We start from the raw sequence: 12,652 nt of genomic DNA, 5'->3' as shown, positions 1-12,652 counted from the left end.
CGACTTGCATGTGTTAAGCCTGCCGCCAGCGTTCGTTCTGAGCCAGGATCAAACTCTCAAGTTGAGAATTCAATCATGACTAATCACTATGTTCTGAATCGACGAGAACATTTTTATATGTACACCAATCGCATCACTGCGATCGTTTCCATCGTTCTCATTCAAAACGTGACCGTCATTTGTCTTCTTAACAGATCAAACCGAAGCTCGATCCGCGAAAACCCGCCGACCACGTTTCTCTTTCTTCTCATATTCAATTGTCAAATAACCGACGCTCCCAAGCCCAAAAGCCCGAAAACGTCACAAAACCAAGAGACCTAACCGGAGCCCGGTCCCAATCAGCATCTGCCAATCTGTCGTGGTTTCTTTAGAACGAAGGTCATCGTCGCTAGCAGCGCCGCCGCCCTCGTCAGTGAGCGGGTTATAGATCCACACCCACGAAAACGTCAATGGCCGATTTTCATAAATCTGCAAAAAACTTACATGATATTGATTTTAAAGAGAAATTTAGATCCTTTGCTAACTTGACCGACTTTCTCGCCCGCCAACTCTGATGAGACAGGCCCGACAAGTCCGGAAGAACACCCCGCCGCGATCAAAGCATACCGAGATGCACTTTCGGAGCGTAGCCAGCTACAAGCCTGGAGATTGCCGTAGATCCCGTTCGGCGCGTTCGATCGCGCTCGCATTCAAAACCTTGCGTGAAAGAGCGACCGCGACCGCCCTTGTGCGAAGATTGAACCAGCCCTCACGCCCCTGCCCCGGCGTCTCGTAAACGTCGAGCTTTTCGTAAAGCTGTTGCAAGCGGTTCTGGACGCTGCGAAGCGACAGATGTTTGCGCTGGGCAATCGCCTTGTCTGTCAGCCCCAGCGCCACATCGACGAGGATCTCGTATTCGACATCATTGAAGCCCAAGGAATTGCCGAGACTCTTCTGCTGGATGCCGCGGACTTCGCGATCGATGACACACTGGGCTTCGACGAAGACGCTCCGCAATGCGAGTTTCAGTCGCTCCTCCGAGGCAGACTTCAGAACATAGCCATAGGTGGCCCCTTCCGGCACGATCCTCGACACGCCACGAACATAGGCTTCGTCGGAATAGTTCGACCAGAAGAGGATCTTGGTATCCGGTCGCTCGCGCCATATGGTGCGTGCCGCCTCGATCCCGTTGCGTTCGTTCATCTGCAGGTCCATGACAATATGCTCAACCTGCGCCATCCGCGCCTGCACTTCACCTTTCACGCCATTTTCCGCCTCGATCACCTGTCCGCACTCCGGCAGTGCTGCGCGAACGGCCTCGTTGAGAAAAGCACGGTGAAGAGCATCATCCTCGACAATCAGAACATTCATCATCAGCCCTCAGCCATGACAGGGTGATCGGGCGAAAGGGTCAGCCGCATGCGCGTTCCACCCCCATCGCCACGGCTGGCCGGATTACGACCGATTTCAAACCGGGCCGCGATCAAGCGGGCACGGGTTTTCATATTGTCGATGCCATGTCCGGCCGTTTCCCTGATATCGGCGAGACCGCGGCCGTCATCCTCAACCTCGACGCAAAGCGATTGACCGTTTTTGGCAATCCGCACCATGATATGCTCCGATTGCCCATGGCGAATGGCGTTATTTACCGCCTCCTGGACGATGCGGAACAGCGCTACAGCGACTGTAGGGCCAAGGTCTCGAAGGCTGCCACCGCTTTCGTCGAGCACTTTCCATCCTATCGACTGGCCACTCTCCCGAACCGAGCGCTCCAGGTGGTTCTCTATCGCCTCCGCGATACCGAAAAGCTGCAGCACGGTCGGCTTGGCTTCTTCGATGATTGCGCGCAGGTCCTGCATACATTGCTGCATCGCTCGGCAAAGGGGCTCCAACGCGTCCCCTGGCACGGCGGCCAGGCTGGTCAGCCGCTCCATGCGGCGCGTCAAACGCGTCAGGTCGGCGAGCGTCTGGTCATGCAGGTCCATGCCGATACGCTGGCGTTCCGCTTCCAGTGCTTCCGTCAACTTCAACGCGCCGAAACGCAGGCCCTCTTCTCTTGTGCGCGCCTCCGTTTCGATAACGGCAGAGCGCTTGGCTTGCTCCGCAGCACGCAGCGCGAAGAAATAGGGCGCGAGCAGATCGGCGACTGCGCGGGCGTTTTCGACATCCTCCATCGTGTAACAATCGTGACTACGCGAAGAGCAACTCAACGCGCCGATCACATCACCCTGTACCTTTAGCGGGACATGCAACCGGCTCTGCAGTTTCAGCTCGAGAATGGGGCTCGCGAAGGCTCCGTCGAAATGGAAGCGCGGATCCGTGCATGCGTCAGCGGACAGAAGGAAATCAACTTCGCCTGTCAGCAAGGTGCGGATCGGGCTTCCCGTCAGGAGCGCCGGAGGATGCTTGCTCCAGGCCGTTTCCAGTCCGCTTTCATAGGCGATATGATATTTGCCATCGACCTGCTTGATACAGACATCCAGATGATCGTGCGGGATGATGTGGCTGATTTCGTCGGCCACGGCCTTGATGATCGCATCGAAATCGAGCTGTCCCGCCAGCAGCCGGGAAATCCCCAGATAGCGATCGAACAGCGAGTTACGCGCCGGATTGAGCATGGGCGGACCTCCTCCAGTCCTTCGACCGTCAATTAAGCGTGAGCTTTTCAAGTCTGTCCTGCGGGAACCCGCAGATTTTGCGCGCAAACCCGCAGAAAGCCTGCTTGGATGCGCCTGTACTTTGTCAAGAAACTCCTCCATCCTCGATTTACTGAGCAAAAGGGGCTCAGGGCAATCATTATCTCCGGATCACCGTTGAGGAGCGGCCCGGACGATATGCAGGGAGCTATTGGGAGGAAATCATGACCATCAGAACGATGCTGGCGGCATCCGTCGCCTTCGCATGCCTGTGCGCACCGGCGCTCGCCGATACTTCGTCGAAAAAGATCGCGCTGTCGAACAACTATGCCGGTAATTCCTGGCGTCAGGCGATGCTGACGAGTTGGGACAAGATCACCAAGGATGCCGTGTCGAAGGGCGTGGTGGCTGCCGCAGACCCGTTTACCACCGCCGAGAACCAGGCGACCGAACAGGCCGCCCAGATCCAGAACATGATCCTGCAGGGTTATGATGCGATCGTCATCAACGCCGCCTCCCCGACCGCATTGAACGGCGCGATCAAGGAAGCCTGCGATGCCGGCATCACCGTCGTTTCCTTCGATGGCGTCGTGACCGAACCCTGTGCATGGCGCATCGCCGTGGACTTCAAGGCGATGGGCGAAAGCCAGATCGACTATCTCGCCAAGAAGCTGCCGCAGGGCGGCAACCTGCTGGAAATCCGCGGTCTCGCCGGCGTTTCCGTCGATGACGAGATCCATGCGGGCATTGCAGCCGGCGTTGCGAAGAACACGCAGTTCAAGATCGTCGGTTCGGTCAATGGCGACTGGGCGCAGGACGTTGCCCAGCGCGCCGTCGCCGGTATCCTGCCGAGCCTGCCGGAAGTGGCAGCTGTCGTCACCCAGGGCGGTGACGGCTATGGTGCAGCCCAGGCCTTTGCCGCCGCCAAGCGCCCGACCCCGACCATCGTCATGGGCAACCGCGAGGACGAACTCGTCTGGTGGAAGAGCCAGAAGGACAAGGACGGCTACGAGACCATGTCGGTCTCGATTGCACCGGGTGTCTCGACGCTCGCCTTCTGGGTGGCGCAGCAGATTCTTGACGGCAAGGAGGTCAAGAAGGACCTCGTCGTGCCGTTCCTGAGGATCGATCAGGCCAATCTGGAAGAGAACCTGAAGAACACCCAGAAGGGTGGCGTGGCGAATGTCGAATATTCGCTCGAGGATGCCCAGAAGGTGATCGACGCCAAGTAGCGTCGCCTCCCCGTGCCGGGGCGTGAAGGTTTCCCAACTCTTCACGCCCCGACATCGCCCATCACAACAAAATTGACAGCGATTGCATGACCGAAACCTTGAAGCGACAAGAGGTGGTGGCCGCGCGCGGCGTCCGTGTGACGTTCGGCGCCGTCAAGGCGCTCGATGGCGCAGACCTCATCATCCATGCCGGCGAATGCGTCGGGCTGGTCGGCCATAACGGCGCCGGCAAGTCCACCATCGTCAATGTCATCAATGGCGGGCTTACCCCGCATGAAGGCTCCCTCACCTATGGCGGCAGTGAAGCTCACGGCATATCGGCCGCCCGTGCCAACGGGGTGCGCTGTGTCTTCCAGGAACTGTCGCTCTGCCCCAACCTGACGGTCGGCGAAAACGCCCGCATCATGCACGCCGAACTCAAAGGCTGGGCCTGGCGAAGCCGAGCGCTGGCTCTGGTGGAAAGCCAGCTGAAGGAGATTTTCCCCGGTCACGCGATCGATTGCGATAGCACGGTCGATGATCTGTCGATTGCAGAACGGCAGATGGTGGAGATCGCCATCAGCTTTGCCGGGATCGACAGGAAACCGAAGCTGGTCATTCTCGATGAACCGACTTCGTCGCTCGACGCCGGGCTTGCGGCACAGCTGATGGCCTATATCCGCAAGTTCGTCGGTGACGGCGGATCCGTGCTGCTGATCTCGCATATTCTCGGCGAAATCCTCTCCACCTCCGACCGGATCGTGGTGATGAAGGATGGCCGCGTGGTGGCCGACCGGACGGCCAAGGAATTCTCGACGCACAGCCTCGTCGAGGCGATGGGCAATGTCGTGCGCGAGCAGGAATTTTCGCGCACCGCCGCGGTAAGGTCCGGCCAACAGGTTCTCTCCATGCCGCCGCGGCGCGGCCATGGGCTGGCCTTCGAAGCCTATCGCGGCGAAATTATCGGGCTTGCCGGTCTCGGCGGCCACGGCCAGACCGAAGCGTTGCTCGACCTCTATCTCGACCGCAACAGCAACTGGTGGCCAACGAAAAGGCGGGAGATCGCCTTCGTCGCCGGCGACCGCAGCCTGAACGGCACGTTTCCTCTCTGGAGCATCCTGAAAAACCTGTCGATCGCCTCGCTCGGCCAGCTTTCGACCAATCGCATGGTCGACAAAGCGCGGGAAGAAACCCTGGGCGCCGCCTGGAAACAGCGGATCGAGATCCGCACGCCCGATATGGGCAACCGCATCCTCTCACTTTCCGGCGGCAACCAGCAGAAGGTGCTTTTCGCCCGTGCCCTGGCAACAACTGCCAGCACTGTCCTGATGGACGATCCGATGCGTGGAGTCGACATCGGCACCAAGCAGGAAGTCTATGAAATCCTGCGCTCCGAAGCTGCAAGCGGGCGCACCTTCATCTGGTATTCGACCGAAATGGATGAGATCCGCCTTTGCGACCGCGTTTATGTCTTTCGCGAGGGCGCTATCATGGCGGAACTCCTCGGTGACGAGATTACCGAGAAGAACGTGCTGGCAGCCTCCTTCAGCGAAGGAGAAGCGGCATGAAGATCTCGTCCAGCACCGTCCGCCTGATCATCCCCGCTGCCTCACTGGTCCTGCTGCTTGCCGCCGTCTTCTACATGCAGCCACGCGCCATGAGCTATACGGGGCTGAACCTTCTGTTCAATCTCGCAGTCCCGATCGCACTCGCGACGATCGCCCAGATGCTGATCATGTCGGTCAACGATCTCGATCTGTCGATGGGCACATTCGTCAGCTTCTGCGCCTGCGTTTCCGCTACATTCCTGCAATCCTCTCCGGCACTCGGTATCCTGATCTTCCTTGGCGCGATTGCCGCCTATGCACTGATCGGCGTCGTCATCAATATCCGTGATCTGCCATCCATCGTCGTGACCTTGGGGATGAGTTTCGTCTGGGGCGGCCTTGCCGTGCTGATCCTTCCCTCCCCCGGAGGAACCGCGCCGACCTGGGCGAGATGGCTGATGACGGCCAAGCCGCCGCTCGTACCGATGGCGATCGTCGCCAGCATCCTGATTGCTGCCGTCACCCACTATATCGTCATGCGCTCGTCCTTCGGCGTGCTGATACGCGGCGTCGGCGGCAATGATCGCTCGGTCGAACGCGCCGGCTGGTCGGTGCTTGGCCTTCGCGCCGCTACCTACGCACTGGCCGGTTTCTTCGCCATCCTCGCCGGCATTGCGCTTGTCGGTCTCACCACCTCCGCCGATGCCAATATCGCCCTCCGCTATACGCTGCTTTCCATCGCCGGTGTCATTCTCGGTGGCGGCCAGTTCGTCGGCGGCAAGGTGTCTCCGATCGGCGCGGTCATCGGCGCGTTGACGCTGACGCTCGCCGGTTCCTTCCTGTCCTTCATGCGCATTTCGCCCGATTGGCAGATCGGTGCACAGGGCGCGATCCTGATCGTCGTTCTCGCCCTGCGCCTTGCCCTCAATCGTCTGGAAAAGCGGGAGAAGAGCCAATGACGCTCAATCGCCTCCTCGTCGCCAAACCCTGGCTCTGGTCCTTTGCCGCCACGATCATCGTCTGGGTCGTCACGATTCTCTTTACCGGCGGCGCAAGTTCCTTCGGCCTGTCGCAGGCAGCCCTCACCTTCGCTGCCTTCTCCGTCATCGTCGGTATCGGCCAGATGTTCGTCATCACGCTCGGGCCGGGCAATATCGATCTCTCGGTACCTGCGACCATGACTTTGTCCGGCACGCTGGCCCTCAAATTGATGGACGTGCAGGACGGCATGATCGTCGTCGGATTGCTCGCCTCGATCGGGATCGGCCTCGTCATCGGGATCGGCAATTACGCGCTCATCAAGGCGCTGCGTATCCCGCCGATCATCGCCACCCTGTCGATGAGCTTCATCGTCCAGTCCGTGGCGATCTGGAGCAATCGCGGCCTGCGCATCAAGCCGCCGGAAACATTGGCCAACTTCGCCATATCCGGCCTGTTCGGCATTCCGAATATCGCGCTTGTGGCACTGATCCTCTCGATCATCGCTTGGGTCCTCTTGGAAAAATCCATCTATGGACGCTGGATTTCGGCAATCGGCCAAAGCACGTTTGCCGCCCGCATGGCCGGCATACCGGTCGATGGCACACGGCTCGTCACCTACATGCTCTGCGCCGTGCTCGCCTCCGTCTGCGGCTATCTACTGGCGAGCTTTTCCGGCGGTGCGGCCCTTAACATGGGGTCGGAATATCTGCTGATGTCGATCGCAGTCGTCGTCATCGGCGGCACGGCGGTGGCGGGCGGCAATTCCAACATTCCCGGCATCTGGGGCGCCTCGCTTTTCATGTTCCTCGTCGTCTCGATGCTCAACACCTACGGTTTTGGCGCGGGTTTCCGCCTCATCCTGACCGGCCTCATCATCATCGCCGTCATCCTGCTTGCCGGCGGCCGGCAATCGCTTCGCTAGTCGATAAATCCAACCGGACACAATGCCATGTCTCAGACCTCATCCATCTACGAAATCCACGATGACCGCTTCAGGTTCCTGATAGTTCCGACCTCGCCGCTGGACGAACTTTACTCCGAATGCCGCTGGGCGGAAGGGCCGGTCTGGTTTGCCGATCAGGGGTCTCTCATCTGGAGCGACAATCCCAATGAGCGGATGCTGCGCTGGGTCGAAGGCGGCGGCGTCTCGGTGTTTCGAAGCGCATCCAACTTCTCCAACGGCAATACAAGAGACCGGCAGGGCCGCCTCGTGACCTGCGAACACGGCACTCGCCGTGTTACCCGCACCGAGATCAACGGCTCGATCACAGTGCTTGCCGACAGCTATCAGGGCAAGCGGCTAAACTCGCCCAATGATGTCGTCGTGCATTCGGACGGCAGTATCTGGTTCACCGACCCCACCTACGGCATCATGTCGAACTACGAGGGGTTTCGCGCCGAGCCGGAACAGGCGACCCGCAATGTCTACCGTCTCGATCCTGCAACCGGCGAGATGGATGCCGTGGTCACCGATTTCGGCCAGCCGAACGGCCTTGCCTTTTCGCCCGACGAGCGCATTCTCTATGTGGCGGATTCCTCATCCAGCCATGACCCCTCCCGTCCGCGCCATATCCGCGCCTTCGATGTGGTAGACGGGCGAAAGCTCGCCGATAGCCGGGAATTCTGCACCATCGACAAGGGCCTGCCGGACGGGTTCCGTGTCGATGTCGACGGCAATGTCTGGACCAGCGCCGGCGATGGCGTTCATTGCTTCGGCCCGGACGGCAAGCTTCTCGGCAAGATCCTGATCCCGCAAACGGTGGCGAATGTCACTTTCGGTGGGCCGCGGCGCAACCGCCTGTTCATCACCGCCACCAGATCGCTCTATGCCGTCTATACGGCAACGATCGGGACATCTCTTGGATAAGGATGACGATTGGGCCTGTCGCTTTTTACAGCGCCGGGCCTGAAACGCTCCGCCGCGCAGCCCCTACCCGCGACAATAGTATGACGGGCAGAATACTGATCGCGACGATGGCAAGAGCCGCAATCGATGCTTCTTCATAGGTCCCGCGGGCCGCTTCTCCGTAGAGATGCGTCGCAAAGGTCTCGACATTGAGCGGACGCAGCAAAAGTGTGGCTGGCAGTTCCTTGATACAGTCGACGAAGACAAGCAGGGCTGCGGCGGAGATCGCGGCCTTGGACAGCGGCAGATGCACATGCCGGAACGTGCCGGCAGTCGATTGCCCGAGCGTGCGTGATGCATGATCGAATGACATCGGGATACGGGACAACCCCGCCTCGATGCCCCCGGCTGAGATTGCCAGGAAACGCACGGTCAAGGCGTAGACGACGGCCGCGCCCGATCCCATAAACAAAAGTCCGGTCGAAACTCCGAACCAGTTGAGCGCCGTACGGTCGATAAAACGATCGAGACCAGCAAGCACGATCAGCACACCAATGGCGACAACGGTACCAGGCGCGGCGTAACCTACGGTCGACAGCCGAAGGAACGTAGCGGAGGTCTTGCCGGGCCGCAGGCGCGTGGCATAGGCGACGACCAGTCCGAGAGAAATGGTCACGACGGTGGCAATTGTCGCGATGGTGAGCGTGCTGATCGCCTCGTTCAACAGGCGCGGCGAGAGGCCGGCGAACTGGTAGCGTTTCCAGGCTTCGGTGGTCAGGTAAAGTGCCGGAGCTACGAAACCGAGCAGGACAGGAATGGCACCCGCAGTGAAGAGCAATACTCCTTTCAGGAGGTTCACTTTCAGCGGCTCTAGGCCCCGGCTGCGTCGGGCATCCGTCGCATAGCGCTGCTTTCGTCGCGCCCATCGCTCGAACGCCACGAGCGCGACAACTATGAGCAGCAGGGCGAGCGCGATCTGCGAAGCGCCCGGCAGATCGGTGCGGGTGATCCAGGTCGTATAGATCGAAACCGTCATGGTTCTGACACCGAGAAACTCGGCGGCCCCGACATCGTTGAGCGTTTCCATCAGCGCAAGCGCGACCCCGATCGCCACGGCCGGCCGCGCCAGCGGCAACGCGACACGCCAGAACACCGCACGGCGCGAAATACCGAGCGTTCGCGCCGCATCGACGAGATTGCCCGATTGGGTGAGGAACATTGCCCGTGTGGGAATGTAGACGTAAGGGTAAAGCACGAAGCCGAGCAGCAGAATGCAACCTGTCATCGAGCGAATGTCAGGCAGCCGGAATTGCCTTGCGCTCTCATATCCGAGAAGCCATCGGACAGCACCTTGCACCGACCCGATCGGATGCAGGATATCGAGATAGGCATAGGCAATGATATAGGTCGGCACGGCAAGCGGCAGCAGTAATGCCCATTCGAGCATGCGCCTTCCCGGAAAGTCATAGGCAGTCACCAGCCAGGCAGTGGTTGTGCCGAGCACCGCCGTCACGACGCCCACCCCGACAAGCAGGATTACCGTATCGACAAATGCAACCGGCAGGATGCTGGAGAAAAGATGCGCCCAGAGGCCGGTGGAGCCCTTCAGTGCTTCAAGCACCAGTCCCGTAATTGGAAAGATAACGATGAGGGCGGCAATGGCGGAAACAGCCAGCCAGTTTCTGCCGGAACGACCAGCATGACTGACGCCCGATGGGCCGGCGACCGGGTTGCTGGCAGACATAGATTTATCCACGAGATGACAAAAGGAAGGCGCCCTCGTTGCCGGAGCGCCTTCCGCATTCCTTAGTTGTCGAAGCCGACCTTGTCGACCAGCTCGCTTGCCTGCTTGCGATGGGTGACGATTTCAGAGAGCGGCTTGTTGTCGATCTTCAGCTCGCCGAAAGCGGCGATGATCGGGTCGGCAGCAACACCGGCCTTGACCGGATACTCGTAGTTGGCTTCGGCATAGATTTTCTGAGCCTCGTCCGAGACGAGATATTCCAGGAACTTCACGGCATCAGCCTTGTTCGGCGAATTCTTCGCGACGGCCGCACCACTGATGTTTACCTGAGTACCGCCATTCTTGAAGGTCGGCAGAACTACCTTGATCGCCTCGACCCACTTGGCCTGTTCTTCACCACCCTTGCCGGACTTCATCAGGCCGACATAGTAGGAATTGGCGATACCGATATCGCAAATGCCGCCGAGAATATCCTTGGCCGCATCACGGTCACCACCGGCAGCCTTGCGCGCCAGGTTGGCCTTCACGCCGGTCAGCCACTTTTCGGTTTCTTCGGCACCGTAGTGAGCGATGTAATCGGCAAAGAGCGCAGTGTTATAGGGATGCTGGCCAGAACGAATGCAAACCTTGCCCTTCCACTTCGGATCGGCGAGATCTTCATAGTTGAAGGAAGCGAGGTCGAGATCCTTGGCGGCATAAAGCACGCGTGCGCGGTAGGAGAGGCCGAACCAATGGCCCTTGCCGTCGCGCAGTTCAGCCGGGACGGCGCTGTTCAATACGGAGGACTCGATCGACTGCGTCACGCCCTTTTCGGCGAGATCGACGAGATTGCCGGCATCGACTGCCATCAGGATATCCGCCGGCGAGCTTGCGCCTTCGGAAGCCACACGTTCGGCCAACCCGTCCTTCAGGAATACCGTGTTGACCTTGGTACCGGTCGACTTGGTGTAGGCTTCCAGAAGCGGAGCGATCAGCGCCGGTTCGCGCGTCGTATAGACGTTGATCTCGGCAGCGGATGCGAGCGACGGAGCAGCAAACATCGAGGTTGCCAGTAGCGCGGAAGTGAGCAGAGCGTGCGGGTTCATGAAACTCCCCCTTTTGGAATGAACACGCAACGCTTGCAGCAGTTCTTGACCTGATTGGTCAAGTTTTAAATTCAACCAAAGGTACTCATCACGCAAACTTTATCAAGCCTACAGCCTTGTGCGCAACTAGTACTGGCACTTAAACACCAGTACGCGCTCGAGCGTGACGGAAATTTTCACAACCTCAGCCCCTTCGGGCAGACGCTTAAGAGTTATGGCCTTTAGTGGCATATCCAATCCGTCGACGGCCAGCAGAACATGTTCCGTCTCGCCGTGGAAAACCCGCTCCCTGACACGCGCCGTGATGTCGCCACGGTCGGGAGAAATGGAAATCGCCTGTGGGCGGATATGGACGGTGGCGGCCTCACCCTCCCTGATCGTATCGTTCAGCATGAAGCTGCCAACGGCAGTCTCGATCCGATTGCCTTTGCAGATGCCTGGAACCTTATTTGAAACACAGAAGAAGTCAGCGGCATAAGCGCTCGTCGGACGATCATAGAGATCATAACCGGATCCCACCTGAACGATCTCGCCCGAACGCATCAGCACGACACGATCACCGGTCGACAACGCTTCCTGTGGGTCATGAGTTACCATGATGACGGTAGTGTCGAGCGCTTTTAAAAGTGACAGTGTTTCGGCCCGCACCTGCCCACGCAGTCCCTGATCGAGATTGGAGAAGGGTTCGTCCATCAGGACGATAGCGGGCCTTGGTGCGAGCGCCCGCGCAAGCGCCACACGCTGCTGCTCTCCGCCTGATAATGTGTGCGGGAAGCGGTCAAGCAAATGCTCTATGCCGACACGGCGGACAGCATCCTCGGCATTGGCCAAGGCATCAGCCTTCGGATGCCGCTTCAGGCCGAAAAGAATATTATCTCGGACACTGAGATGTGGGAAAAGGGCGTAATCCTGAAAGACGAAACCGACGCCACGCATTTCCGGCTCGACAAATCGTTCGCCATCCACCTCGCGGCCATCAAGGATAACCTTTCCGGAATCGACGATTTCCACGCCTGAGATAATCCGCAACAGTGTGGACTTGCCGCAACCGGAATGGCCGACAAGAGATACCACTTCTCCCCTTGCGATATCGATCGAGATGCCTTTGACGGCTGCCGTTGCTCCGAACGACCGTCCGACATTGATGAGTTGTACCGCTATGTCTTGTTTCATGGCATTTCCGTCCCCTGTGGCGCGGGAACCTGCCATAGCGATCAAGGAGAGTGAAGACGGCACGGATCACGATCCGGCGAAATAGCTATCCATCCAGACTATTCAAAAGCAAGTATCATCCCAGGAAACCACGATGCAGCTGGGCATCAGTCGGCCAATTCTGCAGCGTATGAATGCGCTTCGCCTCATGCATCAAGGGAATTGAGCAAACGACCAGCACGAGAAGGGCAACATAGATCATTCCGGGACGGGTTCTAAACGCATTCACGAGACGCCAACTCCTACTCCGATTGATCGCAGGATGCGTCCTCAAGCTGACAGCGGGCTGAACGCGGCGCGTGTTGGAGAAGATTTATGACATTCAGGTGACTGTCAGGATCGGGTGCGATCTGGCCGGCAACAGAAACTGCCGGGAGCCTCCTCCTTGTCCATCATCAGCATGTCCCGCCC

At 59.1% G+C, this 12,652-nt stretch carries 10 protein-coding genes and 1 rRNA gene; 5 read left to right on the top strand and 6 right to left on the bottom strand.

Annotation, left to right across the window (positions count from 1 at the left end; genetic code table 11):
- From JNB91_RS29910 to JNB91_RS29900, 3 genes are all read right to left on the bottom strand, one after another.
- Positions 1 to 64: ribosomal RNA gene (locus JNB91_RS29910) — 16S ribosomal RNA — on the bottom strand; the annotation flags it as partial.
- A gap of 569 nt (positions 65 to 633) precedes the next feature.
- Entirely contained in the window at positions 634 to 1,350 is a 717-nt protein-coding gene (locus tag JNB91_RS29905) for a response regulator transcription factor (RefSeq protein WP_220329072.1), read from the bottom strand.
- A gap of 2 nt (positions 1,351 to 1,352) precedes the next feature.
- Entirely contained in the window at positions 1,353 to 2,597 is a 1,245-nt protein-coding gene (locus JNB91_RS29900) for a GAF domain-containing sensor histidine kinase (protein ID WP_220329071.1), read from the bottom strand.
- 242 nt (positions 2,598 to 2,839) lie between these two features.
- Here JNB91_RS29900 and JNB91_RS29895 point away from each other — a divergent pair, with 242 nt between their 5' ends.
- The 5 genes from JNB91_RS29895 (at position 2,840) to JNB91_RS29875 (ending at position 8,221) form a co-directional block, all read left to right on the top strand.
- Positions 2,840 to 3,847 (top strand): ABC transporter substrate-binding protein, encoded by a 1,008-nt coding sequence (locus tag JNB91_RS29895; protein ID WP_220329070.1) that lies wholly within the window; start codon positions 2,840 to 2,842, stop codon positions 3,845 to 3,847.
- 86 nt (positions 3,848 to 3,933) lie between these two features.
- Positions 3,934 to 5,394: a sugar ABC transporter ATP-binding protein gene (locus tag JNB91_RS29890; protein WP_220329069.1), complete on the top strand. Its 1,461-nt coding sequence runs from the start codon at positions 3,934 to 3,936 to the stop codon at positions 5,392 to 5,394.
- Positions 5,391 to 6,332: an ABC transporter permease gene (locus JNB91_RS29885; RefSeq protein WP_220329068.1), complete on the top strand. Its 942-nt coding sequence runs from the start codon at positions 5,391 to 5,393 to the stop codon at positions 6,330 to 6,332. The genes JNB91_RS29890 and JNB91_RS29885 overlap by 4 nt, the downstream gene beginning before the upstream one ends.
- Positions 6,329 to 7,276, top strand: a complete 948-nt coding sequence (locus JNB91_RS29880; RefSeq protein ID WP_220329067.1) for an ABC transporter permease — start codon at positions 6,329 to 6,331, stop codon at positions 7,274 to 7,276. The genes JNB91_RS29885 and JNB91_RS29880 overlap by 4 nt, the downstream gene beginning before the upstream one ends.
- Before the next feature lie 27 nt (positions 7,277 to 7,303).
- Positions 7,304 to 8,221, top strand: a complete 918-nt coding sequence (locus tag JNB91_RS29875) for an SMP-30/gluconolactonase/LRE family protein (protein WP_220329066.1) — start codon at positions 7,304 to 7,306, stop codon at positions 8,219 to 8,221.
- 25 nt (positions 8,222 to 8,246) lie between these two features.
- Here the strand turns inward: JNB91_RS29875 and JNB91_RS29870 are convergent, their stop codons facing one another.
- The 3 genes from JNB91_RS29870 to JNB91_RS29860 all read right to left on the bottom strand — a co-directional run bounded on the left by JNB91_RS29870 (position 8,247) and on the right by JNB91_RS29860 (position 12,202).
- The gene (locus JNB91_RS29870; RefSeq protein WP_220329065.1) at positions 8,247 to 9,944 is read right to left on the bottom strand and encodes an ABC transporter permease; all 1,698 of its coding nucleotides are present in this window, start codon (positions 9,942 to 9,944) and stop codon (positions 8,247 to 8,249) included.
- A 62-nt stretch (positions 9,945 to 10,006) separates the two neighbouring features.
- Complete coding sequence (locus tag JNB91_RS29865; protein ID WP_223218480.1) at positions 10,007 to 10,984, bottom strand: Fe(3+) ABC transporter substrate-binding protein; 978 nt, start codon at positions 10,982 to 10,984, stop codon at positions 10,007 to 10,009.
- A 171-nt stretch (positions 10,985 to 11,155) separates the two neighbouring features.
- Positions 11,156 to 12,202 (bottom strand): ABC transporter ATP-binding protein, encoded by a 1,047-nt coding sequence (locus JNB91_RS29860; RefSeq protein WP_220329063.1) that lies wholly within the window; start codon positions 12,200 to 12,202, stop codon positions 11,156 to 11,158.
- Positions 12,203 to 12,652 lie beyond the last annotated feature (450 nt).

Source organism: Aliirhizobium wenxiniae, from assembly GCF_019511445.1.
GTDB lineage: Bacteria > Pseudomonadota > Alphaproteobacteria > Rhizobiales > Rhizobiaceae > Neorhizobium > Neorhizobium wenxiniae_A.
This window is presented reverse-complemented; position numbering and strand designations above follow the sequence as displayed.